Here is a 24,361-nt window from a genome sequence, read left to right as displayed (position 1 = left end):
CTAATTTAGTGAGACGCTTAAAAACATTATGGCTTGTATGAAAAAAACATTACTCGGCATGTTATTCATGTTAACTTCATCAGTGCTTATGGCAAATACGCCAAGTCAGGCTGAGGATACTCAAGCATCAAATCAAAATAATATTCGTGTAACGACTCGCCCTGAAATTGTGGGCTTATGGGGAATGGAAATTCCAAATAATCGTAAATGCGTTGAATACTATAATTTTAAAAGTAATAGTGATGTTGTGATTAAAAGTGGGGAAGAATGGTCTACGGGAATTTATGATTACCAGCCATCTACCGATAAAAATATGCAACTGCCTGCTTTAATTTTACAGGTCAAATTTGACAATAACCAAGTAGATTGTTCTGGGTCTCAAGAAGATCAGACTGGTGAAATGTCTCAGTATTTTGTGAAATGGCAAAGTCCATCGACCATTAATTTTTGTGCCAATGATAAAGCACAGCAATGCTTTGCAACGCTACGTCGCGTACTACCTTAATTAATTGTTTTATAAATAAAAAACCGCGATTTATCGCGGTTTTTTATTTAAGGATCAAGACAATTACTTATCTTGATTGCCTTCAATTTGCTTTAACAGGTGCTTTTCAAGGTAGTGAATATCCATTGCTTGTTCACAGAATTTTTCATCTTGAAGAATCAAATCTTTATGCAATGGAATATTGGTTTTAATACCGGTCAAAATCATTTCATCAAGCGCTTGGCGCATGCGTGCAAGTGATGTTTTACGATCCTTACCGTGTGCGATCAGCTTCGCAATCATCGAGTCATAGTATGGCGGAATGCTATAGCCTTGATAGATATGTGAATCAAGACGAATACCTGCACCACCTGACACATAAAAATTCTCAATTTTACCCGGTGAAGGTAAGAAAGTCGTTGGATCTTCAGCATTGATACGGCATTCAATCGCATGGCCTTTGACTTCAACTTGATCTTGTTCAATTTCAAGACCTAAGCCACCAGCAATGCGGAGCTGTTGTTCAATAATGTCGATACCTGTCACCATTTCAGTTACAGGGTGTTCAACTTGAACACGTGTATTCATCTCAATAAAGAAGAATTCACCATCTTCAAACAAGAACTCGAATGTACCTGCACCGCGGTACTGCATTAATTTACAAGCATTTACGCAAGCTTCTAAAATGTCAGCACGTGCTTGTTCAGGTAAGTTTGGCGCTGGCGCTTCTTCTAGCACTTTCTGATGGCGGCGCTGTAAAGAGCAGTCGCGGTCATAGAGGTGAATCGCGTGGCCATTACCGTCGGCAAGAACTTGGACTTCAACGTGACGAGGTGTTTGTAGGAAACGTTCCATATACACCGTGTCATCGCCAAACCACATTTCAGCATCACGCTGTGCGGCTTGAACGGATTCAAGCAGAGTATCGACACGTTCTACAATACGCATACCACGACCACCACCACCAGAAGCAGCTTTCACGATCAATGGGAAACCAATTTCTTTAGCTTCAGCCAGCGCATTTTGCGGTGTAACCGCATTTGCAGAACCGGGTACGGTTGGAACACCTGCTTTACGCATTGCTGTAATCGCAGAAACTTTGTTACCCATCAAACGAATATGTTCAGGGCGTGGTCCAATAAAAATAAAACCTGAGTTTTCTACAATTTCAGCAAATTCAGCATTTTCTGATAAGAAGCCATAACCTGGGTGAATGGCATCTGCACCTGAAATTTCAGCTGCTGTAATAATGGCAGGAATGTTCAAGTAGCTTTCGCTGCTTGCACCTGGTCCAATACATACTGCTTCATCTACAAAACGTAGGTGCATTAAGTCTTTGTCGGCATCTGAATAGATCCCTACAGTCTTAATCCCTAAAGTTTTGCAGGCACGGGTGATGCGCAGGGCAATTTCACCACGGTTTGCAATTAAAACTTTTTGCAACATTATAAGTCCCCGTCTATTACGCGCGGTAGCGGAATAATGGTTGACCGAATTGGATCACTTCGCCGTTTTTCACTAAAATTTCTTCAACCACACCGCTTTGCGTTGCTTCAATCGGGTTCATGATTTTCATTGCTTCGATAATACCAAGTGTTTCACCAGCAGTGATGGTTTGACCGACTTTAACAAATGGCGCTTCACCTGGGCTTGGAGCCGCGTAAAACACACCAACCATTGGAGAGGTTTCTACAGCACCACGTGGTGTTTTAGCCGCTGGAGCTTGAGCAACAGGAGCCGCCATAGCAACAGGAGCACCAGCTGCAACAACTGGACTACGACGAGTCAGCGCAATCGATTGATCGCCTTCTTTAACTTCAATCGCTTGTAAGTCAGATTCAATCATCAGGTCGATGAGTTTCTTGATTTTACGAATATCCATGTGACAGTATTCCTAATTATGATTGCGTAGAGGGTTGAATTTTAGTGAGAGCGTAATTGAGCGCAGCGCTATAACCTTGAGCACCTAAGCCACAAATAACGCCAACGGCTTTATCTGATAAATATGAATGATGTCTAAACGCTTCGCGCGCATGAACATTTGATAAATGAACTTCAATAAATGGGATGGCTACACCAAGCAGGGCATCACGTAGAGCAACAGAGGTATGCGTGAGTGCAGCAGGGTTAATAATAATAAATTGGACGCCATCCGCTTGGGCTTGATGAATACGGTCGACAATGGCACCTTCCCAATTACTTTGGAAAGCGTCGAGAGAAATTGAAGCATTTTCAGCTTGTGCAATGAGTTGCTGATTGATGTCGTTCAGCGTTAGAGAACCATAGACCTCTGGTTCGCGCATTCCTAGCAAATTTAGATTCGGTCCATGAATAACCAAAATGGTCGAACTCATTTAGCTTGCTCCATTTTTAAATTGCAATAAATCTTTGCAAGATGGCTGCAAAGTTTGCGTATTATGGCATAAAGTTCTACATTTTTTTTATAGTTTGTTTGAATTGACGTAGATGCTTAGTGCCAAACTTCGGCAATATAATGTAAATTTTGCAAGGAATTGGCAATGTTAAAAGATTACAAATTTTCGGATTATTACTCTTTTTTACATTGTAAGCCAAATTGACCAAAAGCAGCAGATTTGTTTTTGTTTCGTGCCACAGGTGCAACTCAAGTCTTGAAAAGAGGGCAACTCAGACTTCTTAGTCGGTAGCTCACTCTGCATCAGATCTAGATCAATTCTTATATGGCTAAACTGTATATCAAAATAAAGCTGAAGTTTGATATCGTTTGTATCTGTACATGATCTGATCAATTTATTCTAGCTCTTTTGGCTGGCTGGACGACCATGATCAATTCAGTTGTTAAGCTTTATTGGATCAATATTGAACTTGAAAAACATCATTTTTATCAATTAAAACATCAACTTGTTACGTTAAAATGTAGATGGACGTTTTTGTCTGTTGTTAACGTCTATCTAGCTGATGCCATGATCTTTTAGAAAAAAACTGAAAAACTTGAAACAGTAAGAGGAAAATTCAGGTTTATAACGGTGCTTTTCAGCATCCTCTTGGTTGAGAAATTTTGCCGTTAAATAAGCAAAAGACTGTAGAAAAATTGCTGAGTAGCAGAATGTATTGAAAAAATATCCTCCTATTGCGTATGGAATTTTACTATGCAAGAAAATTTATAAAAGAAAACGATTGGCTATTTTGCTCATTTTAGCTGTGTAGATTCGGCTTTACATGATGGGATCTAGTGAGTTTAGGATTGGCAATAAGTGAAATTCTGAAGATATGATTTTGAAACCATAATAATTTCAGTTTGTTTTATATACAATTTTTGAGTTTTGATGATTTTAAGAGGAAAAATTAAATGAGCCAAAGCCAGCATATTTCTAATGCTGAGTTTTACGCATTCCTATCTCTTTCTTTAAATAGGTAAGAAAAAAAACAGCCCATGTTGGGCTGTTATTGGATCAGATCTAGAGCATTAAGCAATAAAGTCTAAGATGGCCTGATTGAAGGCTTTAGGCTGTTCGATATTTGAAATATGAGAGGCATCGATTTCAAATAGGGCACTACTTCGGATGTGATTCACCATGTACTGTGCATCTGAGATTGTTGTTACTGGGTCTTTACGCCCAGCAATAACAAGTAAAGGTACATGAATACTTTCGAGTTTTTCACGTAAATCCGCTTTAGCCAAAGCTTCACAGCAACTCGCATAACCTTCTGGGCTGCCAGCACCTAAGTCGTTTGAAAGCGCTGCTACAATTACTGCGTTGCTTTGGATAAAGGGTTCGGTAAACCAACGGCTCGCAGCCGTTGATGCAATTGGTTCTAAACCTTGGGTACGTACTAACGATGCGCGATCATTCCATGCCTGTTCATTGCCAATTTTAGCTGAGGTATTACATACAATGGCACGGTGAAAACGTTCAGGTTTATGAATGACTAACCACTGACCTGTGAGTCCGCCCATTGAGATACCGCAAAAAATGGCTTTCTCAATGTTTAAATGGTCCAATAAATGTATCAGGTCTAGACCAAGTTGTTCAATATCATAAGGCCCTTGAGGTGCGGAAGACTGACCATGCCCGCGAGTGTCATAGCAAATCACAAAATAGTTTTTCTGGAAAAAAGTAATTTGTGGTTTCCACATGTTGAAGTTTGTGCCTAGCGAGTTTGAAAAAACGATCGCGGGATTTTTGGGGTCACCAAAGGTCTGATAGTGAATTTCGGCATTGTTTGAAGTAAACCTTGGCATATGCTTTTCCTTAATTCATTAAAAATTTTGAGTGTTTCCACTGTTGTTATCAACAAAAAGTGTTATGAGCAGAAACACCACGTCAGATCATAAGAAGGGTTAAACCCGCTGAATAATCATTGCAATGCCTTGGCCTACCCCAATACACATTGAACATAAGGCATAGGTTCCACCCGTTTGTTCTAACTGGTTTAAAGCCGTGGTGACTAAACGTGCACCCGATGCACCCAGTGGATGACCAATCGCAATTGCACCACCGTTTGGATTCACTTGTGTGGTGTCATCTGCCAGACCTAGGTCACGGGTAACGGCCAGTGCTTGTGCAGCAAAAGCTTCATTCAGCTCAATCACATCCATCTGCTCTAATGTCAGATTGGCTTGTTTCAGTAACTTTTTGATGGCAGGTGCTGGTGCAAAGCCCATAATGCGTGGTTCTACACCCACTGCTGTTGAAGCAATGATTTTGGCACGTGGTTTAAGTTGGTACTGCTCAATCGCTGCTTCTGAAGCGATCAGTACAGCAGCCGCACCGTCATTGATGCCTGATGCGTTTCCTGCAGTGACGGTGCCTTCTGCTGTCACGACTGGCTTCAGTTTTGCCAAAGCTTCTAATGTGGTCGATGCACGTGGATGTTCATCCGTGTCGACCACAATCGGATCACCCTTACGCTGCGCAATGCTCACAGGGATGATCTCATGTGTAAAAAAGCCTTGAGCTTGCGCGGTTGCGGTGCGCTGTTGACTCGCCAAGGCAAACTGGTCTTGATCTGCGCGATCAATATTAAATTGTTGTGCCACGTTCTCCGCGGTTTGCGGCATGGTCTCTACACCATACATTGCTTTGAGCTTAGGATTGATAAAACGCCAGCCCATAGTGGTATCTTCAATCTTTTGACTACGGCCATAAGCTGTTTCTGATTTCCCCATCACAAAGGGTGCACGAGACATACTTTCGACGCCACCTGCAATGATCAGATCGGCTTCACCTACTTTAATCGCACGCGCTGCCATGGCAATCGCATCTAAAGATGAGCCACATAAGCGATTCACAGTCGTGGCTGGAACTTCGACAGGTAAGCCTGCAAGCAGTGCAGACATACGACTCACATTACGGTTGTCTTCACCGGCTTGATTGGCGCAGCCATAGATCACGTCATCGACTTGGGTCCAATCTACACTTGGATTACGTTGCATTAAGGCTTGAATTGGCACTGCACCCAAGTCATCGGCACGGATCGGAGCGAGTCCACCTGCATAACGTCCGAATGGGGTACGAATGGCATCGATAATATATGCGTTTTTCATTTTTAATCTCGTCCTGTGAATCCTCCCCCTTGCGAAGCAGTGCTTCTCATCCTTTAAAAAGGAGGGAGACCTACCGCACTTGATGCTAGAGAAGCCCCCCCTTTAGCAAAGGGGGATTTAGGGGGATTCAAATCATTAATTCTGTTGTGTCGCATCCACTAAAGTTGCACCCGTCATCGCCTGCAATTCTGCAAAGCTTAGACCGTCGACTTTCTCAATCACTTTTAAACCGTCTGCGGTGACATCAATCACACACAGGTCAGTGTAGATACGATCGACACATTTCAAACCTGTCGCTGGATAGCTCAGTTCAGCCACGATCTTCGGTTCACCCTGTTTGGTGACATGGTCGGTGGTGATAAAGACTTTCTTGGCACCGACGGCTAAGTCCATCGCACCACCGACGGCAGGAATCGCATCGGGTGCACCGGTATGCCAATTGGCCAAGTCACCATTGGCTGCCACTTGAAAGGCACCTAATACTGCAATATCTAAGTGACCACCACGCATCATGGCAAAAGAATCCCCGTGATGGAAAAAGCTACCGCCTTCGAGCATAGTCACATATTCTTTACCTGCATTGATCAGTTCAGGGTCCTCTTGACCTTTTTCAGGTGGTGGACCAAAAGCCAATAAGCCATTTTCAGAATGCAGGAATACGTCTTTGTCGCTTGGAAGGTAGCTGGCAATCTTGGTCGGTAAACCAATACCGAGATTGACATAAGCCCCATCGGGAATATCTTGTGCCACACGTTCTGCAATTTGGTTACGGCTGAGTTTTTGATAGCTCATGATGTTCTCCCGATTACACAGCAGCAGGTTCAGGTTGAACCTGCACCACGTGTTGAACAAAAATACCTGCGGTGATGATGTGTTCAGGGTCTAATTCACCCAAGTCCACCACTTCTGAGACTTGAGCAATGGTCACACCAGCAGCCATCGCCATAATCGGGCCGAAGTTACGTGCCGATTTACGGTAAACCAAGTTACCCCAACGGTCGCCTTGTTGGGCTTTAATCAAAGCGAAGTCGGCTTTGATTGGATATTCCAACACATAATCTTTACCGTCGATGTGACGGGTTTCTTTGCCTTCAGCCAATAAGGTACCGTAGCCAGTGGGGGTGAAAACTGCACCGAGTCCCATGCCTGCGGCTTGAATACGACAGGCCAAATTGCCTTGAGGGACCAGCTCTAACTCAATTTTGCCTGCACGATAGAGTTCATCGAAGACCCAAGAGTCGGACTGACGCGGGAAGGAACAGATGACTTTTTTCACGGCACCTGCTTTCAGCAGCTTGGCTAAACCATAATCGCCATTGCCTGCATTGTTGCTAACAATCGTGAGGTCTTTAATGCCGAGTTGAATTAAGCCATCGATCAGTTCAGCAGGTTGCCCTGCTGTACCAAAACCACCAATCATGATGGTTGAGCCATCCTTTATTTGTGAAAGTGCTTCTGTTAAAGAAGCTGAACTTTTATCAATCATAATATTGTCCTAGGCACAGCGTACCTATTAACTTTTAGAACTTGGATTGGAGCTTGGAGTTGAAGCTAAAGCTGAAATTTTAGGACTACGTTTGGTTAAAATCAGATGCGCAGTTAAACCAATAACGATGCCCCAAAAAACGGAACTTAGACCCAAAAAGTGCATACCTGAAGCTGTAGCTAAAAAAGTAATGAGGGCAGAATCTCGTTGAGATTCATCTTTCATGGCTACAGCAATATTGGTTGAAATTGCACCCAATAAGGCCAAGCCAGCCAATGCGGCAACAAGCTCTTTTGGTAGCAAGCTGAAGAGCAGAACGATACTGCCTGCAAACAAACCACCTAAAATATAGAAAATGCCGTTAGCAACGCCTGCGATATAACGCTTTTCTTTTAACTCATGCGCATCTTTGCCCATACACAGTGCAGCCGTAATCGACGCCAAAACAATGGTGATACCGCCGACACATGCAACAGCTAAAGAAGCAATACTGGTGGCGGTGATAATCGGCTTGGCAGGCATGTCATAACCACTCAGTTTCATGATGGCCATGCCCGGTAAAAACTGTCCCGTCAGACTGACTAAAATCAAAGGTAGGGCAAGGTTTAAGGTTGAGTGCCAAGTCCACTCGGGACTGATGAACTGAGGAATGGCAAGTTGGAAATCTAAACTCACCGCATTCATTTCACCAAGACCAAAGCTCAAGGCCACACCAGAAAGCAGTACCCAAAGCATGCTATAGCGCGGTGAAATTCGTTTTGCGACTAAAAAGACAAACAGCATGCTAAATACAATAATTGGCATGCTATTAGTTGCGCTAAACAGACCTAAACCAAACTGAAATAAAATACCTGCCATCATTCCCGCGGCTACTGACTGCGGAATCCATTTCAATAATTTATCAAAGTAACCACTGATCCCGATCAGGAAAATCACCAAGGCTGAGGTAATATAAGCGGCTACAGCTTCATTCAGGCTAATATTCGGGAACAGCGTGACCAACAAAGCCGTACCTGGCGCAGACCATGCGGTAATCACAGGGACTTTAAACTTAATGGAAAGAAAGATCCCTGCCACGGCTGCTCCAATAGAAATACCCCAAATCCATGAAATCATCATGGTCGGGGAAACCTGAGCTTGTTGCGCAGCCTGAAAAAAGATAATGAGTGGCCCTGAATAGGAAATCAGCACGGCCAAAAATCCTGCGACAGTGGCTGAAATAGACCAATCTTCTTTCAAAGTTTTAAACAGGGTAGCCATTCATTTGCCTCCATGCAGACATGATCCTGTATATAAAAGTAATGTAACGATCAATTAGCCTTGATCGCCACCGCCGACAGGAACAACTGTACCTGTCATATATGACGAATCATCTGAAGCAAGGAATACAATCGCATTCACTTGTTCCTCAATCGTGCCATAACGGTTCATAAAACTACGATCAATAGTTTGATCGACCACTTGTTGCATCCACGACTTTTCATTTTCAGACAGTGGATTTGCATTACGTGGCACTTTACGCGGCGGTGCCTCGGTTCCACCTGTCGCAACTGCATTCACTCGGATCCCATCTTTGGCATGCTCAAAAGCAAGTGATGCGGTGAGAGTATTGACCCCACCTTTGGATGCCGAGTACGGCACACGGTTGATGCCACGAGTCGCAATAGAAGACACATTTACAATCGTACCTTTCTGATTTTTAATCATTTCAGGTAAAACAGCACGACAACACCACAGCGTTGGAAATAATGAGCGATTCACTTCTTTGATGATTTCTTCTTCAGAAAACTCTTGAAAAGGTTTCATCCAAATTGCACCGCCGACGTTATTGATGAGCACATCGACACGGCCATAGGCTTCAAGCGCTTTGTCTACAACACTTTGAGCACCTGCGAAGGTTTCAAGGTTGGCTTTGACAGTTATTGCATTACCTTGTTTTGCTTCAATTTCTGCTAATGTTTCATCGACATAGTCAGATAAGTCGGCTAAAACAACTTGCGCACCTTCATTAGCCACTTGGAGTGCAACACCGCGACCAATGCCTTGAGCGGCACCAGTCACAATCACGACTTTGTTTAAAAATCTTTGATTCGACGCCATTTTTGAACTCGCTTATCATCAAATATAAAGATAAATTTCTTAATTTATACAATTTGGCACTCCGGAGTCCTAACATCTGAACATCAATTACCGGATTAACCTTCGGCTAGACTTACTTTTCTTTTGGGAAAATGAGAAGCAGCGCTTCGCAAGAAACCACCTTACGGTGCAGTGCACCTCATCGCAAAACTCGTCGAAAACCTACTACTTAATATCTTCCTTGCAGGAAAAGCATTTTTACCAAGCAGTCTGGCCTCGAACAATTGCGAATGACATTTTCGCGTATCATCTTTTCTATAACTTAAATATTGGGTGGCGTATTAGTTTGCAGAGAATTTTTCAAACAGGAAGTTTGCAGGTTTCACGCCTTCGCTATCTAACCACCCACGAACAGCATCAACCATAGGGACAGGACCACAAAGGTAGACATCAACATCACCGCCATTGAGCCATTCATTGTCAATGTGCCCAGTCACATAACCTTTACGCTCATGTGCAGAGTCTGCACTTGCAACCACGGTACGGTATTCAAACCATGGAAGTTTAGCTTGGAGGGCATTGAGCTGTTCTAAAGCAACTAAATCGAAGTCATTGGTGACACCAAACACCAAACGAACAGGGTGTTCAGCGCCTTTTTCTTCTAAAATCTGCAGCATAGACATAAAAGGGGCAATACCTGTACCGCCTGCAAGCATGACAACAGGACGCACTACATTACGCAGGTAGAAGCTACCAAATGGACCAGTAAAAGTCATTTTGTCGCCCGCTTTGGCAGTACTACTTAAAAAGCTACTCATTTTGCCATTCGGCACATTACGTACCACAAAGCCCGTTAAACGGTTGCCTGGTTTCGAGCTAAATGAATAGGAACGAGTCTCTGCTGTCTCTGGAATGCCGACGTTGACATATTGACCCGCTAGGAAGTGAATATCAGGTTGACCTTCATCCAACTGAATATCAAAAGTAATGGTCGATTCTGATAGGTTTTTAACAGCGACTAAAGTACCTTGATACTGGTGAATTTCGGTTTTGCAGACTTCAGATGAAGCTTGAATTTGGAATACGGCATCCGAGCTTGGACGGCATTGGCACGCCAAAATATAGCCTTGTTCCGCTTCTTCGGGCGTTAACGCATCTTCAATATACGTCTCTTCAGGCATGTCATAACTACCAGATTCGCAAAAAGCGCGGCAAGTCCCACATGCACCATCACGGCAGTCTAGCGGAATGTTAATTTTTTGGCGGTAAGCGGCATCTGATAAAGACTCACCTTGAGTCACTGTAATAAAACGCGTTACGCCATCTTCAAATTGAAGTGCAACATTGTGGTTTGACATGGCTGAATATCCTTTAAAAACTTTGAAACTTGGAACTCTCAGCCAAAACTCCATTTGGCTGAAAGAATACTAAGGATGTGTGGCTAACTTAGAGGTGATAAACATCAATCACTTGGTTGATGTAATCGTTTTTCAGTACCACGTATTTACTTAAAATTTGTGGTTTTTCACCTGAAAAATCAATTTCATAACGTGACATCCCAAAGTAGCTATAACTGGTTTTGTAGCGGAAGCTCAGCGTATTCCAGTTAAAACGGACGGTAACTTTATCGCCATCACGCTCAATCACTTCGATATTGTTCACATTGTGACAAGTACGTGTGTCTGGCATGGTCGCAGAAGAGCGTTCAGTTTTAATGCGGAACACACGGTCTTCTAAACCTTGGCGGTCTGGGTAGTAAATCAGTGAAATTTCAGACTGCGGATCCGTCGTCAAGGTATCGTCGTCATCCCATGCAGGCATCCAAAATGATGCAGAAGGGGCATAACATGCAAGCCAATCATCCCATTGCTCATCATCTAAAAAGCGCGCTTCTTGATATAGAAACTGACTGATTTGTTCGATGCTAACGGTATTTAGTGTTGTAGGAGCATTCATGCCACTTCTCCTTGTTCATTTGCGGTTTCAACAGCCAGTGCTTTTTCATTGGCTATTGCAATTTTCATCATGTCTAACCAGTGTTGGTGCTGTGCAAGGTAGAGGCCCTCATCTTCAGTTTTTACACCTGAAAGTTTTGGTTTTAGACCAATTTCATTAGCAGCATCATCTGGGCCATGAATCCAATGTTTTGAACCGCGGCACATATCATTCCATTCCAGTTCAATGCCTGCGTAACCCGCTTGGCATGCACGGAATTCTTCTAAATCATCGGGTGTTGCCATACCTGAGGCATTGAAGAAGTCTTCGTACTGGCGAATACGGCGCGTACGTGCTTCCGCGTTTTCACCTACAGGTGCGATACAGTAAATCGTGACTTCAGTTTTATTAACTGAAATTGGGCGGAGTACACGAATTTGTGAACCGAACTGATCCATCAAATAGACGTTCGGATAAAGACATAAGTTACGTGAACGCTCAATCATCCACTTCGACATTGCTTCGCCAAATTTTTCAGAGTATTCGTCGGCTTTCGGGAAGTTTGGACGGTCTTCTGGATTTGCCCACTGTGTCCAAAGCAGCATGTGACCATTGTCAAAACCGTATGAACCACCGCCTTGTTTGCCCCAAGCGCCTGCGCTCATGGCACGGATGTTGTCACCCGCTTGTTTTTCTTTACGTTGTTGAGTGGTCGCTGCATAGTTCCAGTGCACCGCAGAAACGTGATAGCCATCTGCGCCATTTTCTGCAGTGAGTTTCCAGTTGCCTTCATAAGTGTAGGTAGACGCGCCACGTAAAACTTCAAGACCTTGTTCAGACTGATCCACAATCATGTCAATGATTTTGCTGGTTTCGCCTAAGTATTCCTCTAAAGAGGGAACATCCGGATTTAAGCTACCAAACAAGAAACCTTTATAGTTGCCAAAACGTGCAACTTTTTTCAGATCATGTGAACCCTCATGGTTAAAACAGTCTGAATAACCTGCATCTGCTGGATCTTTAACTTTTAAAAGTTTGCCAGAGTTGTTAAATGTCCAACCATGGAAAGGGCATGTATAAGTTGCTTTATTGCCACGTTTATTACGACAAAGCTGTGCACCACGGTGTGAACAGGCATTGATCATGGCATTGAGTTCACCATTACGGTTACGTGCAATCAGAATCGGCTGACGGCCAATATACGTCGTGTAATAGTCATTGTTATTTGGAATTTGGCTTTCATGTGCCAAGTAAACCCAGTTACCCTCGAAGATATACTTCATTTCTAGGTCAAAAAGGGCTTGATCAGTAAACACTGAACGATGAAGTTTGAATTCGCCTGTTTCAAAGTTGTCGACAAGTAATTCGTCGATACGATCGAGATGGCTAGTATTAATAACTGGGATACGTGGCATGTCCGTTCTCCGACTTTCCAAAAGTGAGGAAGTCCCCGAAATGCGACTTTGCAGTGGCTATTTCGGTTCCAAGGGTAATTAAGCGCTAGCGCGACGACGTTCAACTTCAGTTGATGGTGCAGCCGCTTGGTCTTTCACCAGTTCAACATTGAATTGAATGTGTTTGAATGGACCAGTTAAACCACGGCGTGCAATTTCAGCTTCATCGGTAAACCTTGCAAAATGTTGTGTAGCTCTTCATTGCTGTCTACATCAAAAATGCTGATGTTTGAGTACTGACCTGTAATACGCCAAATATGTCGCCATTTGCCTTGAGCTTGTAGCTCTTGCGAATATGCTTTTTCGACTGCTTTAATTTCACTGGCAGTTTCAGCAGGCATATCCAGTGGAATGTTTACATCCATACGTACGTGAAAAAGCATGTATAACTCCTAAACGGTTAAGACGTCGCTTAAGCGCGGCGCAGCTGATCAATCTTGTTTTCATCCAGTTCAATACCGAGTCCTTTGCCTTGGGGTAAGTGCAAGGCGAAGTCAGTGTATTGAAGTGGGGTTTTTAAAATATCTTGGGTTAACAGCAGTGGGCCGAATAGCTCGGTGCCATAGGCTAAATTTTCAAAGGTCGAGAACAAATGTGCCGAAGCAATCGTGCCGACGGCACCTTCAAGCATCGTTCCACCATACAAATCTATACCGGCTAAGTTGGCAATCTTCGCGACTTCATGACCTTCAATTAGTCCACCAGACTGAGCCACTTTGACTGCAAAAACAGAGGCCGCATTGGTTTTGGCTAAACGGTAGGCTGAGCTTGGTCCCATGAGCGATTCATCCGCCATGATGGCAAGATCAAAACGTCGTGTTAAACGCTGCATCGCATCAATGTTGTCGATCGCACAGGGCTGTTCAATTAAGTCAACACCACCATTTTGTAAAAGTTGAATACCTTTAATCGCATCTAGCTCAGACCATGCACGATTCACATCGACACGGATGGAAATGTCTGAACCCAGCGCTTGTTTAATCGCAAGAACATGTTCAACATCTTCTTCTACACGGCGTGAACCAATTTTAAGTTTGAAAATATTGTGGCGTTTTGCCTCAATCATTTTTTGAGCTTCAGCAATATCTTTTTCAGTATCACCAGATGCCAACACCCAAAGTACAGATAAGCTGTCACGCAAACGCCCGCCCAATACTTCAGACAGGGGTAAATCTAAACGTTGTGCTTGGATATCTAGCAGGGCGGTTTGAATTGCGCATTTGGCAAAACGGTTACCATTAATATTCTTTTTCAAAGCACGCATGGTTTGTGCGATGTTTGGAGCTTTAAGGGATTTCAATAAAGGTGCAAAATAAGTTTCAATATTGGTCTTAATGCTTTCTGGACTCTCTTCACCGTAGCCCAGTCCGCCAATTGTTGTCGCTTCACCCCAACCGACAAAGCCATCTTCAGTGCTGATTTTCACCAAGACAAGCGTTTGCGTTTGCATAGTCGCTACCGCCATTTTGTGTGGGCGAATAGTGGGGATTTCGACGAGTAAGGTTTCTATAGATTTATACATCTTAACTCTGCGCAGCCTTGCGTTGTGTACCTGATTTGATATACCTTAAAAGAATAAATATGAACTGTCGAAGATCAAATTAGCATTTTAATATATCTTAAAGGTATAAATAGTCATGGAATTGAGACACCTCCGCTACTACGTAGCTGTTGTAGAAGAGCAGAGTTTTACCAAAGCTGCTGAAAAATTATTCATTGCGCAGCCTCCTCTAAGCCGCCAGATACAAAATCTAGAGGCTGAATTGGGGGTACAATTATTTGAACGTGGTAGCCGTCCACTCAAGACCACAGAAGCAGGGCAATTCTTCTATCAGCACGCGGTTAAACTTTTGTCTAATGCCGAAGAAGTCAAAGCCATGACACAGCGTGTAGGCTTGGTTGAAAAAACGGTGACCATGGGCTTTGTGGGATCGTTGTTATATGGGTTATTGCCTAAAATTGTGTATTTATTTCGCCAACAGCAACCGCATTTAAAAATAGAATTGATTGAAATGAGTACCAAAGACCAACATCAGGCCTTAAAAGAAGGGCGGATTGATGTTGGTTTTGGACGCTTACGTATTTCAGATCCTGCTGTGCGTCGGGTTTTACTGCGTGAAGAACCGTTGATGTTAGCGGCACATTCTAGTCATCCTTTGACGGCACAAAAACAAGGCGTTTACCTGTCGGATTTGGTCGATCAAAACTTATTTCTTTATCCAAGTCATCCCAAGCCAAACTTTTCTACCCAAGTCCAAGGGTTGTTTTCAGAATACGGGCTGGAACCTAAACACTTAAAAGAAGTTCGTGAAATACAGTTGGCACTGGGGTTGGTTGCCGCAGGGGAAGGAATTTGTGTGGTTCCAGAAAGTGCACGAACCATTCAACTGCCGCATTTGAACTATATTCCAATCTTAGATGATGCAGCGACCAGTCCCATTTTTCTGGCGATTCGTTCCATGGATGAAAGCGAGGATATTCGTTCATTATTTGATTGTATTTATCAGGTCTATGACCTTGAAGCGATCAAATATGACCGTGCATTTATCTAAACTTGGGGATTTAAATTCCACGATACTTTTAAAGTCTGCATTTTAAAACGAACCATTTCAGCCATCCTTGGGGATGGCTTTTTTATAGTCATAATCGTTTGGTTTTGCTTATTTTCTGTCTCTCACTGCAATCAGTGACTATATAAGCAATTCATTTAAAACAATAAAAACCTTAACCGACCTTAAAGGTATAAATATAGAGTTATTCGGTTTTGGACAAGAAAGCTACTTTTGCTGCAATGTACACAGCAACAAACATTCGCAAGCAGGAGGCTTAAAGTGAATACAAATCCAGTTAACATCAACACGGTAGTCGATGAAGCCAAATTTACGCACTTTCATTGGAGTGTACTCATTTGGTGTCTACTGATTATTATTTTTGACGGTTATGATTTAGTCATCTATGGCGTGGCACTGCCACTTCTGATGCAAGAGTGGGGACTCAGTGCAGTACAAGCAGGCTTACTTGCAAGTACAGCCTTGTTTGGCATGATGTTCGGTGCGATGAGTTTTGGTACGTTGTCTGACAAATTGGGCCGTAAAAAGACCATTATGATTTGTGTGGCTATTTTTAGTGGCTTCACCTTTCTAGGCGCATTTGCAAGCAATCCTATTGAGTTTGGTATTTTACGTTTTCTTGCGGGACTTGGCATTGGTGGGGTGATGCCAAACGTGGTCGCACTCATGACTGAATATGCTCCGAAGCGTATTCGTAGCACACTCGTGGCGGTTATGTTCAGTGGCTATGCTATTGGCGGCATGACCTCAGCTTTGCTGGGTGCATGGTTGGTAACAGACTATGGTTGGAAAATCATGTTCTATATCGCTATCATTCCATTTCTGGCTTTACCGATTCTTTGGAAGTTTTTACCTGAGTCTTTAATGTTCCTGACTAAAAAAGGCGAAACTGAAAAAGTCCGTGAAATTGTGCAAAAAATTGCACCGGAGCAAGCGATTCAGCCTGAAACGACATTTAAGCTCAACGAACCTGTTGCTGGTGATGACGCTCCATTAAAGGCATTGTTCCAACAAGGCCGTACCTTTAGCACCATGATGTTTTGGGTGGCATTCTTTATGTGCTTACTCATGGTCTATGCGCTTGGAAGCTGGTTACCAAAACTAATGATTCAAGCAGGCTATTCGCTTGGTGCAAGTATGATTTTCTTATTTGCTTTAAATATTGGTGGTATGGTTGGAGCGATTGGCGGTGGTGCGCTCGCAGACCGTTTCCACTTAAAACCAGTTTTAACAACGATGTTCACCGTGGGTGCTATTGCACTGATTCTACTCGGTTTCAACAGTCCACAAATGGTGCTGTACGGTTTAATTGCGATTGCAGGCGCAGCAACTATTGGTTCACAAATTCTACTGTATACCTTTGTCGCACAGTTCTATCCAACTGCTGTGCGCTCTACAGGTATGGGCTGGGCTTCAGGCATTGGACGCATTGGCGCAATTGTTGGGCCAGTATTAACAGGTGCATTGTTAACTTTTGAGTTGCCACATCAAATGAATTTTCTCGTGATTGCGATACCTGGTGTGATTGCAGCTTTGGCAGTGTTTATGGTCAACTTAAAAGTATCCGTAGATGGTGAAAAAACCAAATCAAAACAAGTGTTTGATGCTGTTAAATCCACAGCCAATTAAATAATACTGAACCCATGAGTCTAGTGCATTAGTAGTAGGCTCATTTCAAAAACTGTATGAACTGTTAAATTCAATTTGCTTTTTATAATTTGTTTTTTAACGCGATTTTTAATGCGATAAAAAGTTTCATTTTAAAGTATTAAAAAAATGCATTGCGTTAGAAAACAGCGATGAAAAAGAGAGCTAAATATTAAAGAGTAAAAGTCAGGACAGACTTAAATACACAGGACCAGTGTTAAATGAAACAATTTCAGAAGAACGTTTTAGTTGTCACTTTATCCATGTTAAGTAGTGCAGCATTACACGCACAAAGCAATACGACGGCAGAGATTGAGCAACTTAGAAATGAAATTAATGCGTTAAAACAAATACTTCAACAGAATACGCAGCAACAACAGCAGCAAGCTGTTCAATTGAGCGCTGTTGAACGTCAAGTGTTGACGACGCCAAAAACGGTTGAAAAAACGGGTTTAGGTTTGACCAAAGGTGGGGCAGAGTTCAACTTATACGGTAATGTCCGCGCGGACGCATCGTATCAGGCTGAAGGTGGCGCTCGTGATATGCCCTATAACCAAATCAATAGCGTACCTTTAGAAGGAAATGCTGAAAATAGCGATCGTTTAAGATCAACCCTTTCAGCAACGCGATTAGGTTTGGACTTTAAAGCGCCAATAGCCGATCAGAACTTAAATGCCAAAATTGAGGTCGACTTTTTAGGCGGTGCAAACCTTGATAATTTACGTATTCGTCATGCGTATTTAAACTATGGTAACTGGCTAATTGGTCAAACGTGGTCGAACTTTGCGACTCCAGACTATATTCCTGAAACGATTGATGCTTTGGCTTATGTGGGTGCTTCAATTAAACGTACACCTCAAGTGCGTTATACCCATAAATTTACGCCAAATACTAACTTAGTCGCGGCAGTGGAAGACCCGAAAGATGCCAGCATGAGCCAACGTATGCCAGCATTTACAGGACGACTAAATCATAAGTTTAATGATGCCCTTTCAGTCAGTGGACGTGCAATGGCGCATGAAAAACGCATTCAAAATCAAGAAGAGTGGGCGTATGGCGTAGGTGTTGGTGCCAAATTTGACATCACCCCTGTGACTTCCGTGAAAGCCGACTACTACCATGTTAAAGGCGATAGCAGCTTTGTATCCTTTACTAACCCTGGCGTAGTTGCAACAGGCACAAGTATTGAACAAAGTGAGTTTGACTCAATTACTGTCGGTTTAACACAGAAGTTTAATGACAAACTACGTGGCACTTTGGCTTATGGTTATATGACTTTTGATAAAAATCAGGACTACCTTGATGCTGTGGCTTATGACACCAAAATCAATAAAAACTTATGGCAGGCATGGGGGAATTTATTCTATAGCCCAGTTCAGCCTGTTAGCCTTGGCGTAGAGTATGTCTACGGTGAGCGTGAAGCGTTTGCACCTGCGGCAAATGGTAGTAAAAAAGGTGAAGACAACCGTGTGAACTTGGTTGCGATTTATAACTTCTAATGCTTGAAGTGATAACCGGTTTTCACTTTGATATGTATAGATCGAAGTGAAATTTCACAAAGAAACCGAAGGATAACTCCTTCGGTTTTTTATGCCTTGCTGTTTAATTTACTCGATACTCAGTTTTGAGGAAATGTTGCACTTGTAATGCAATAGTCGAAGCTCCTTCAGAACTTAAGTTATTTGTCACATAAGAATAAGTCATGAAAATAAAGCACATGTATCGTCATCAACGGGTTACATTATGCGAGGTAAGTAACTGTATATAGAGTACTTGATGACAATAACATGGATTCTTTTTACGCTTATGGCCGCTTTTATGCAGGCTTGGCGCAACGCTTTTCAAAAGCAACTCAGTACTACTGTAGATGTTTATGGAGTGACTCTAGCGCGGTTCATTTTTGCTTTACCTTTAGCACTGCTTTACATCAGTTGTCTTTACCATTTCCAACCTGTGACAGATTCCGTCCATTTCAATCTCCGTTTTGCTATTTATGTGCTTATTGCGGCGTTGAGCCAAATTGCAGCAACAGCATTGATGGTGCAACTTTTTAAGCAAAAAAATTATGCGATTGGAGTGGGTCTTGCTAAAAGTGAGGCAGTACTTGCTGCGATTATTGCCGTGCTCTTTTTATCCGATCATTTAAGCCTTTTAGGCTGGTTAGGGGTTGCTGTCGGAGGCTTGGCAGTATTTTTAATGTCCAAAGGGTGGGACTTTTCTGATTTTTCCGTACAAACCTTATGTATAGGTATCGGTAGTGGTTTATGTTTTGCCATTACTTCGCTCTTGGTACGTGAGGCCAGTTTAGAACTAGATAATTTACCGTTTATTCACCGTGCAGCTTGGGTGCTCTTAATGGTGATTGCGACACAGTGCTTTTTACTTTTAATGTATTTGGGTATATTTCGCCGTGCAACATTATGGGCCATGTGGCAGCGTATTGGACTTACATTTCGTGTCAGCTTATGTAGTTTTTTGGCGTCACTGGGTTGGTTTAGTGCCATGAGTATGCAGTCCGTGCCTATTGTAAAAACCTTGGGGCAGGTTGAGATTATTTTTAGTATGTTGATTTCAGCCTACTTCTTTAAAGAAAAGCTGGCACGCGCTGAACATCTCGGTATTGTATTGGTGGTGATTGCTGCATTTTTAGTGATTTGGGCTTGAAGTCTGATCTTTACACAACCTCTGTCATTCATTTGTAATGACAATAACCATTCAAAATATAATTTAACTGCCGTTTTACTAGTATTCAACTCAAAAAAATAGAGACTAAACCCATGTCTAGGTTTAATCTCCAAAGTATGTTTTTCTCGTGAGATTTAATTCTGTGGCCAAAATTTAGATGTTGATATTAGTGCAACAAGTTTCAGCTTTTTACTGAAGAAGATAGTTTTGATCTGCACCGACAAAGAAAATCACACCTATACAAAAAAGCCCACAGTAAATCGCAAACCAGATAATCATGTTTTTAAAAGCTTTATCTGAAATTGAACTATCTGCATATTTTGCTGGTTTTTTTGAGTCTGGATCTTTCATGGTTACTGCACTCAACTGAGGTGATGAGTACATTATGCAAAGCAAACGACTGATGAAACAGATACAAAAACAAGATTAAAAAAATATAACAGATGAAGCAGAATTTCTCAGGGCTGTTATAGTCTAAAGCCTGTGTGACACACTATGTAGATATCAGTAACTTGTTTTCAGAGTCCTATCACTTAAGAACAAAAACCAAATAAAAAATGATCTTATATTTAAAATACCACTCATGAATTTTATACATACTGAATCATTAGAAATGATCATTTCATTCATGGCTGTAATTTTTGTACATTAACTAAAATAGACCTTGTCTGCATAGAACCAAAGTACTTGAACCTTCACCATGACGTTTAAGTGTAAAACGATATTTAGAGAACACTATATTTAGAGAGCATTATGAAAAATTTTGAAAATAAAGTGGCTGCGATCACAGGCGCAGGTTCAGGCATTGGACAGCAGTTGGCGATTCAACTGGCAAAACAAGGTACACATTTGGCACTCAGTGATGTCAATGAACAAGGTTTGGCGGAAACCTTAAACCACGTCAAAGATTATCCTGTTTCAGTCACGCTCACAAAACTGAACGTTTCAGACCGTAAAGCAGTAGAGGATTGGGCAAAGCAGTGTCAGCAAGACTTTGGGCAGGTCAATTTAGTTTTTAATAATGCAGGGGTCGCGTTAGCGAGTACTGTTGAAGGTCTGAGCTATGAAGATGCCGAGTGGATTTTCAACATCAACTTTTGGGGTGTGGTGTATGGAACCAAAGCTTTTTTACCCTACTTAAAACAAAGTGGCTCTGGGCATATTGTGAATATTTCAAGTCTATTTGGGCTCACTGCTCAACCTACTCAGAGTGCCTATAATGCGACAAAGTTTGCTGTCCGTGGTTTTACCGAGGCACTACGCCAAGAACTAGACCTAGAAAACTGTGGTGTCAGTGCAACTTGTGTTCACCCGGGTGGGATACGTACCAATATTGCCAATAGTGCTCGAATGAGTGACAGTATTCGTGCGCTGGGTATGAACCCAGAGCGTGCTAGCCGTTCTTTCAATAAAATGCTTAAAACCCCGCCAGATGTGGCAGCACAGGCCATTTTAAAGGCTGTAAAAAAAGATGAGCGCCGTGTCTTAATTGGAACAGATGCCAAAATTATCGATCTGGTACAGCGTATTACACCAACAGGCTATACGCAGGCCATGAGCTTTTTGACAGGGAAAAAACGCCGTAAATAAAGACGTATTCACATGAAAGATGATTTTATTGTTTTAACCGAGTATACTAAATCGAGTAATTTTTAAATTAAAAAAAGCTTCGATTTCAATGCTAAAGCATTCCGTTAAATAAAATGATAAGGAGTCCTACATGAGTGGTTCTCATAACCATGATCACAGTCATGTTGAAGTGACTGCAAAAAATGCCAAGAAATTAACCATCGCACTTGCCCTGACGTTTACCTTCTTAATTGTAGAAGTGGTCGCAGGATTTATCACGCAAAGCTTGGCCTTACTGTCCGATGCAGCGCATATGTTTACCGATGCCGCTGCTTTAGCGATTGCTTTAGCAGCCATCAAAATTGGGCAAAAACCTGCCGATGATAAACGTACTTTTGGCTATCAACGGTTTGAAATCTTGGCAGCTTTGTTTAATGCCATGATGTTGTTTGTGGTAGCCATTTACATTTTATATGAAGCCTATCAGCGTTTTAGTCAGCCACCTGAAATTCAAAGCTTGGGTATGTTGGTTGTTGCGGTTCTGGGTTTAATCATTAACCTGATTTCAATGAAGATTTTGGTGTCGAGCAGTCAAGACAGCTTAAATGTGAAAGGGGCTTATCTTGAAGTGCTCAGTGATGCCTTGGGCTCTGTGGGTGTGATCATTGGCGCACTGGTGATTTATTTCACAGGTTGGATGTGGGTAGATACCGTTATTGCGGTGTTGATTGGCTTTTGGGTCTTACCTAGAACTTGGGTGCTACTGAAACAAAGTATCAATATTTTGCTCGAAGGTGTACCAAGTGAAATTGATATCGAATCTTTACGCAATGATTTGCTGGCTTTAGAGGGTGTACAAGGTATTCACCAGCTTAAAGTTTGGGCCATTACCTCTAAGAATGTGCATTTAACAGCGCATTTGATTGCACCTGATGTAGATCAGAGAGCTTTATACCACCAAGCTGTGGAGTTATTGGGGCATGAGCATGGGATTACGCAAGTGACTTTGCAGATTGAAGAAGATGAATGCCATCCACACCAACATGAACATAGTCATTAAAAAAGACTTGACCTTAGACTTAGTCTAGGCTTTACAATAGCGTCACTTTATTTCAGTACGACATTATGCGTTCTACCACGTGGATTAGCGTCTTAGTTGCTTTATTCATGTTCCAAAGTCTTTGGAACGTGGCGGCAGCTTTTTGCGTCCATGAAGAACAAAAAACTCAAGTCGTGACGCAACAAAATTTTCATTTTGGGCATCATCAAACCACCTTGTGTGTGTCTGATGATAAGGCACACCAGCAAAGCAGTGCCGATAGCCATACTCAAACGGCAAATGATCAGTTTGAATTGGGTGAAGACCATCAAGACCATCAAGATCATTTGCCTTCAATGGCACATTTGATTATTCCGAAAGAAATAAACTATCAAATGCCGCTCGCGTTTGAAGTTCGTGAGCGTCCGCAGTTTTTTTGGCACAATGCCTATCAAGCCCCTGATTTATTGGGGCAACATCCTCCTCCTGAACTTTCCCCGCTAATGGTGGGGTAGCCTAAAACATTTCCCACCACTTCTTCTAAAAATTAGTGGGAAAAAACATGTCGAATCAATTTAAGGCGTTTATACGCCAAGCCCTTGCTGTGGGCATAACAACAGCCGCGATGCAATGGAGTTTTGCCGAACCGATCAAGACTTTGGATGAAGCTTTAGCAAAAGTAGAGCGCTATCAAAACCAAAGCGACATTGGGCAACAGCGTCAAAGCATTTCAGAGCTGAACATCAAAAACAGTGGCCTATGGCAAAATCCTAGCTTAAATATCAATCAAGATGGTTTGGGTTCAAATACCAATCAAGAGCTCAGTATTGCCATCAGTCAGCCCTTAGATGTTTTTGGACAGCGTAAGCTTAATCAAAAACTCGCAGAAACAGCGCAGCAACAAGGACAGTTACAACAACAACTGTGGACAGCACAAAGCCAATTGGTGGTGAAATTTGCATGGTCTCAGTTGGCTTTGGCACAAGTTGAAAAATCGCTGTACGCAGCACAACTCAAAGTGAGTCAAAACAATTTAGACAGTGCCAAAAAACGTTATCAGGCGGGCAGTATTGCTTTGGTTGACTATGAACGTGCGCAAATCGAAAGTTTGGATATGCAGCGCTTATACCAACAAGCGGTACTGTCAGAACAAGTAGCACAGCGTCAACTCTCAAACCTTTGGGGCGAAACCAAAGCCGATATTCAACTCAATGCGACCTCAATGCCATGGCCAGATCAAAGCGATGCCACAGTACAGCGCTATATTGCTGAAGGTTGGTTGGAAAAGCTATATGCACTGAACATTCAACAGTCCAATTTAAACATTGAAAGTTTAAAAGTGCAGGCACGTCCCAATCCGACCTTAAATGTCGGCATGAAACGGAGCCAAGCACCGAATGAAAGTAGCGATACCACATTAGGTGTCGGCGTGGATATTCCGCTGAATATTTTTAACCGTCAGCAATACAGCATTCCGATGGCCCAGCGTCAGCAAAGCCTGTTGAATCAGCAGCAACAGCGTGAGTTAAAACAGCAGATTTTAGATATCGCCAATGCCATGCATGAACTCAAAGGACTAAATAAACAGTTTAGTTCGATGAGTCAACAAACGTCTTTGGCAGAACAAGTGCAAGTCCGCACGCTGCAAGGTTTTAAAGCGGGAAAGCTGTCCATTACCGACATTCAACAAGCCAACTTACAGCTGCAAAGCATACGCCTTGGGCAGTTGCAGTTATTACGTCAAGCTTGGCAGACTGCATTGAGCGCAGAAGCACTCAGCCTCGGTACTAGCTATGAGCAGATCAGTAGTTCAGATGCTTATAGCCAAATCAGTAAAAATTCAATCGCACAAATACAAGACCTCATCCTTGGCGGAGCACAATAAT

The 24,361-nt window shown here is 42.5% G+C and carries 23 protein-coding genes and 2 pseudogenes; 9 read left to right on the top strand and 16 right to left on the bottom strand.

The features are described from left to right. The first annotated feature begins 37 nt into the window (after nucleotides 1-37). The gene (locus AC4MDD_RS08800) at nucleotides 38-505 is read left to right on the top strand and encodes a hypothetical protein (RefSeq protein WP_491882581.1); all 468 of its coding nucleotides are present in this window, start codon (nucleotides 38-40) and stop codon (nucleotides 503-505) included. 63 nt (nucleotides 506-568) lie between these two features. On the opposite strand, the gene accC is transcribed toward AC4MDD_RS08800, so the two are convergent. The 15 genes and pseudogenes from accC to AC4MDD_RS08725 all read right to left on the bottom strand — a co-directional run bounded on the left by accC (nucleotide 569) and on the right by AC4MDD_RS08725 (nucleotide 14,487). Continuing rightward, the gene (gene accC, locus AC4MDD_RS08795) at nucleotides 569-1,930 is read right to left on the bottom strand and encodes an acetyl-CoA carboxylase biotin carboxylase subunit (protein WP_491882580.1); all 1,362 of its coding nucleotides are present in this window, start codon (nucleotides 1,928-1,930) and stop codon (nucleotides 569-571) included. A gap of 16 nt (nucleotides 1,931-1,946) precedes the next feature. Next, nucleotides 1,947-2,366, bottom strand: coding sequence for an acetyl-CoA carboxylase biotin carboxyl carrier protein (gene accB, locus AC4MDD_RS08790; RefSeq protein WP_004979753.1), 420 nt, complete (start codon nucleotides 2,364-2,366; stop codon nucleotides 1,947-1,949). Between the two features lie 16 nt (nucleotides 2,367-2,382). After that, the gene (gene aroQ, locus AC4MDD_RS08785; protein ID WP_205668078.1) at nucleotides 2,383-2,838 is read right to left on the bottom strand and encodes a type II 3-dehydroquinate dehydratase; all 456 of its coding nucleotides are present in this window, start codon (nucleotides 2,836-2,838) and stop codon (nucleotides 2,383-2,385) included. A 1,091-nt stretch (nucleotides 2,839-3,929) separates the two neighbouring features. Continuing rightward, the gene (gene pcaD, locus AC4MDD_RS08780; protein ID WP_491882579.1) at nucleotides 3,930-4,706 is read right to left on the bottom strand and encodes a 3-oxoadipate enol-lactonase; all 777 of its coding nucleotides are present in this window, start codon (nucleotides 4,704-4,706) and stop codon (nucleotides 3,930-3,932) included. A gap of 99 nt (nucleotides 4,707-4,805) precedes the next feature. Continuing rightward, nucleotides 4,806-6,011 carry a 3-oxoadipyl-CoA thiolase gene (gene pcaF / locus AC4MDD_RS08775; RefSeq protein ID WP_491882578.1) on the bottom strand — a complete coding sequence of 402 codons (1,206 nt, stop codon included), beginning with the start codon at nucleotides 6,009-6,011 and terminating at the stop codon, nucleotides 4,806-4,808. A 135-nt stretch (nucleotides 6,012-6,146) separates the two neighbouring features. Further along, nucleotides 6,147-6,803 carry a 3-oxoacid CoA-transferase subunit B gene (locus tag AC4MDD_RS08770; protein ID WP_491882577.1) on the bottom strand — a complete coding sequence of 219 codons (657 nt, stop codon included), beginning with the start codon at nucleotides 6,801-6,803 and terminating at the stop codon, nucleotides 6,147-6,149. Nucleotides 6,804-6,816: 13 nt separating this feature from the next. Then, nucleotides 6,817-7,497, bottom strand: coding sequence for a 3-oxoacid CoA-transferase subunit A (locus AC4MDD_RS08765; protein ID WP_491882576.1), 681 nt, complete (start codon nucleotides 7,495-7,497; stop codon nucleotides 6,817-6,819). Nucleotides 7,498-7,524: 27 nt separating this feature from the next. Continuing rightward, nucleotides 7,525-8,757, bottom strand: a complete 1,233-nt coding sequence (gene benE, locus AC4MDD_RS08760) for a benzoate/H(+) symporter BenE (RefSeq protein WP_491882575.1) — start codon at nucleotides 8,755-8,757, stop codon at nucleotides 7,525-7,527. A 54-nt stretch (nucleotides 8,758-8,811) separates the two neighbouring features. Then, nucleotides 8,812-9,597 carry a benzoate diol dehydrogenase BenD gene (gene benD / locus AC4MDD_RS08755; RefSeq protein ID WP_491882574.1) on the bottom strand — a complete coding sequence of 262 codons (786 nt, stop codon included), beginning with the start codon at nucleotides 9,595-9,597 and terminating at the stop codon, nucleotides 8,812-8,814. Nucleotides 9,598-9,917: 320 nt separating this feature from the next. Continuing rightward, on the bottom strand, nucleotides 9,918-10,934 hold the full coding sequence (gene benC / locus AC4MDD_RS08750) for a benzoate 1,2-dioxygenase electron transfer component BenC (RefSeq protein ID WP_491882573.1): 1,017 nt from the start codon (nucleotides 10,932-10,934) through the stop codon (nucleotides 9,918-9,920). 88 nt (nucleotides 10,935-11,022) lie between these two features. Further along, nucleotides 11,023-11,532, bottom strand: coding sequence for a benzoate 1,2-dioxygenase small subunit (benB, locus tag AC4MDD_RS08745; protein WP_004979732.1), 510 nt, complete (start codon nucleotides 11,530-11,532; stop codon nucleotides 11,023-11,025). Then, nucleotides 11,529-12,926 carry a benzoate 1,2-dioxygenase large subunit gene (benA, locus tag AC4MDD_RS08740; RefSeq protein ID WP_004693190.1) on the bottom strand — a complete coding sequence of 466 codons (1,398 nt, stop codon included), beginning with the start codon at nucleotides 12,924-12,926 and terminating at the stop codon, nucleotides 11,529-11,531. Before benA ends, benB begins: the two co-directional genes overlap by 4 nt. A 78-nt stretch (nucleotides 12,927-13,004) precedes the next feature. Beyond that, a pseudogene (locus AC4MDD_RS08735) lies at nucleotides 13,005-13,136 on the bottom strand (catechol 1,2-dioxygenase); the annotation flags it as partial. Next, a pseudogene (locus AC4MDD_RS08730) lies at nucleotides 13,130-13,348 on the bottom strand (muconolactone Delta-isomerase family protein); the annotation flags it as partial. The pseudogenes AC4MDD_RS08730 and AC4MDD_RS08735, both read right to left, overlap by 7 nt. Before the next feature lie 29 nt (nucleotides 13,349-13,377). After that, entirely contained in the window at nucleotides 13,378-14,487 is a 1,110-nt protein-coding gene (locus tag AC4MDD_RS08725) for a muconate/chloromuconate family cycloisomerase (RefSeq protein ID WP_119063936.1), read from the bottom strand. A gap of 115 nt (nucleotides 14,488-14,602) precedes the next feature. Here AC4MDD_RS08725 and AC4MDD_RS08720 point away from each other — a divergent pair, with 115 nt between their 5' ends. The 4 genes from AC4MDD_RS08720 to AC4MDD_RS08705 all read left to right on the top strand — a co-directional run bounded on the left by AC4MDD_RS08720 (nucleotide 14,603) and on the right by AC4MDD_RS08705 (nucleotide 19,846). Then, on the top strand, nucleotides 14,603-15,517 hold the full coding sequence (locus AC4MDD_RS08720; RefSeq protein ID WP_491882572.1) for a LysR substrate-binding domain-containing protein: 915 nt from the start codon (nucleotides 14,603-14,605) through the stop codon (nucleotides 15,515-15,517). 279 nt (nucleotides 15,518-15,796) lie between these two features. Then, nucleotides 15,797-17,164 carry an MFS transporter gene (locus AC4MDD_RS08715; protein WP_428871501.1) on the top strand — a complete coding sequence of 456 codons (1,368 nt, stop codon included), beginning with the start codon at nucleotides 15,797-15,799 and terminating at the stop codon, nucleotides 17,162-17,164. Between the two features lie 239 nt (nucleotides 17,165-17,403). Further along, complete coding sequence (locus tag AC4MDD_RS08710; protein WP_491882571.1) at nucleotides 17,404-18,681, top strand: DcaP family trimeric outer membrane transporter; 1,278 nt, start codon at nucleotides 17,404-17,406, stop codon at nucleotides 18,679-18,681. A gap of 277 nt (nucleotides 18,682-18,958) precedes the next feature. Further along, nucleotides 18,959-19,846 carry a DMT family transporter gene (locus AC4MDD_RS08705; RefSeq protein WP_491882570.1) on the top strand — a complete coding sequence of 296 codons (888 nt, stop codon included), beginning with the start codon at nucleotides 18,959-18,961 and terminating at the stop codon, nucleotides 19,844-19,846. Nucleotides 19,847-20,056: 210 nt separating this feature from the next. On the opposite strand, the gene AC4MDD_RS08700 is transcribed toward AC4MDD_RS08705, so the two are convergent. Further along, the gene (locus tag AC4MDD_RS08700) at nucleotides 20,057-20,218 is read right to left on the bottom strand and encodes a hypothetical protein (protein ID WP_317455089.1); all 162 of its coding nucleotides are present in this window, start codon (nucleotides 20,216-20,218) and stop codon (nucleotides 20,057-20,059) included. Nucleotides 20,219-20,620: 402 nt separating this feature from the next. Here AC4MDD_RS08700 and AC4MDD_RS08695 point away from each other — a divergent pair, with 402 nt between their 5' ends. The 4 genes from AC4MDD_RS08695 to AC4MDD_RS08680 all read left to right on the top strand — a co-directional run bounded on the left by AC4MDD_RS08695 (nucleotide 20,621) and on the right by AC4MDD_RS08680 (nucleotide 24,360). After that, nucleotides 20,621-21,457, top strand: a complete 837-nt coding sequence (locus AC4MDD_RS08695; RefSeq protein WP_491882569.1) for an SDR family NAD(P)-dependent oxidoreductase — start codon at nucleotides 20,621-20,623, stop codon at nucleotides 21,455-21,457. Between the two features lie 130 nt (nucleotides 21,458-21,587). Beyond that, nucleotides 21,588-22,496 carry a cation diffusion facilitator family transporter gene (locus AC4MDD_RS08690; RefSeq protein ID WP_004693172.1) on the top strand — a complete coding sequence of 303 codons (909 nt, stop codon included), beginning with the start codon at nucleotides 21,588-21,590 and terminating at the stop codon, nucleotides 22,494-22,496. 65 nt (nucleotides 22,497-22,561) lie between these two features. Beyond that, complete coding sequence (locus AC4MDD_RS08685; protein ID WP_004693170.1) at nucleotides 22,562-22,990, top strand: cation efflux protein, CzcI-like; 429 nt, start codon at nucleotides 22,562-22,564, stop codon at nucleotides 22,988-22,990. A gap of 47 nt (nucleotides 22,991-23,037) precedes the next feature. Further along, the gene (locus tag AC4MDD_RS08680; protein WP_004693168.1) at nucleotides 23,038-24,360 is read left to right on the top strand and encodes a TolC family protein; all 1,323 of its coding nucleotides are present in this window, start codon (nucleotides 23,038-23,040) and stop codon (nucleotides 24,358-24,360) included. Nucleotide 24,361: the final 1 nt, after the last annotated feature.

The sequence above is a fragment of the Acinetobacter sp. CAU_H_29a_1 genome (genome assembly GCF_058599505.1).
This window is presented reverse-complemented; position numbering and strand designations above follow the sequence as displayed.

What these genes read in the sequence shown, in the direction of transcription:
- benE (WP_491882575.1), bottom strand. Translation starts at nt 8,757, where the DNA reads ATGGCTACCCTGTTTAAAACTTTGAAAGAAGATTGGTCTATTTCAGCC.
- AC4MDD_RS08705 (WP_491882570.1), top strand. Translation starts at nt 18,959, where the DNA reads ATGACAATAACATGGATTCTTTTTACGCTTATGGCCGCTTTTATGCAG.
- AC4MDD_RS08770 (WP_491882577.1), bottom strand. Translation starts at nt 6,803, where the DNA reads ATGAGCTATCAAAAACTCAGCCGTAACCAAATTGCAGAACGTGTGGCA.
- AC4MDD_RS08725 (WP_119063936.1), bottom strand. Translation starts at nt 14,487, where the DNA reads ATGTATAAATCTATAGAAACCTTACTCGTCGAAATCCCCACTATTCGC.
- AC4MDD_RS08800 (WP_491882581.1), top strand. Translation starts at nt 38, where the DNA reads ATGAAAAAAACATTACTCGGCATGTTATTCATGTTAACTTCATCAGTG.
- AC4MDD_RS08690 (WP_004693172.1), top strand. Translation starts at nt 21,588, where the DNA reads ATGAGTGGTTCTCATAACCATGATCACAGTCATGTTGAAGTGACTGCA.
- accB (WP_004979753.1), bottom strand. Translation starts at nt 2,366, where the DNA reads ATGGATATTCGTAAAATCAAGAAACTCATCGACCTGATGATTGAATCT.
- pcaF (WP_491882578.1), bottom strand. Translation starts at nt 6,011, where the DNA reads ATGAAAAACGCATATATTATCGATGCCATTCGTACCCCATTCGGACGT.
- aroQ (WP_205668078.1), bottom strand. Translation starts at nt 2,838, where the DNA reads ATGAGTTCGACCATTTTGGTTATTCATGGACCGAATCTAAATTTGCTA.
- AC4MDD_RS08765 (WP_491882576.1), bottom strand. Translation starts at nt 7,497, where the DNA reads ATGATTGATAAAAGTTCAGCTTCTTTAACAGAAGCACTTTCACAAATA.
- benC (WP_491882573.1), bottom strand. Translation starts at nt 10,934, where the DNA reads ATGTCAAACCACAATGTTGCACTTCAATTTGAAGATGGCGTAACGCGT.
- benA (WP_004693190.1), bottom strand. Translation starts at nt 12,926, where the DNA reads ATGCCACGTATCCCAGTTATTAATACTAGCCATCTCGATCGTATCGAC.
- pcaD (WP_491882579.1), bottom strand. Translation starts at nt 4,706, where the DNA reads ATGCCAAGGTTTACTTCAAACAATGCCGAAATTCACTATCAGACCTTT.
- AC4MDD_RS08680 (WP_004693168.1), top strand. Translation starts at nt 23,038, where the DNA reads ATGTCGAATCAATTTAAGGCGTTTATACGCCAAGCCCTTGCTGTGGGC.
- AC4MDD_RS08720 (WP_491882572.1), top strand. Translation starts at nt 14,603, where the DNA reads ATGGAATTGAGACACCTCCGCTACTACGTAGCTGTTGTAGAAGAGCAG.
- AC4MDD_RS08695 (WP_491882569.1), top strand. Translation starts at nt 20,621, where the DNA reads ATGAAAAATTTTGAAAATAAAGTGGCTGCGATCACAGGCGCAGGTTCA.
- AC4MDD_RS08700 (WP_317455089.1), bottom strand. Translation starts at nt 20,218, where the DNA reads ATGAAAGATCCAGACTCAAAAAAACCAGCAAAATATGCAGATAGTTCA.
- benB (WP_004979732.1), bottom strand. Translation starts at nt 11,532, where the DNA reads ATGAATGCTCCTACAACACTAAATACCGTTAGCATCGAACAAATCAGT.
- accC (WP_491882580.1), bottom strand. Translation starts at nt 1,930, where the DNA reads ATGTTGCAAAAAGTTTTAATTGCAAACCGTGGTGAAATTGCCCTGCGC.
- benD (WP_491882574.1), bottom strand. Translation starts at nt 9,597, where the DNA reads ATGGCGTCGAATCAAAGATTTTTAAACAAAGTCGTGATTGTGACTGGT.
- AC4MDD_RS08685 (WP_004693170.1), top strand. Translation starts at nt 22,562, where the DNA reads ATGCGTTCTACCACGTGGATTAGCGTCTTAGTTGCTTTATTCATGTTC.
- AC4MDD_RS08710 (WP_491882571.1), top strand. Translation starts at nt 17,404, where the DNA reads ATGAAACAATTTCAGAAGAACGTTTTAGTTGTCACTTTATCCATGTTA.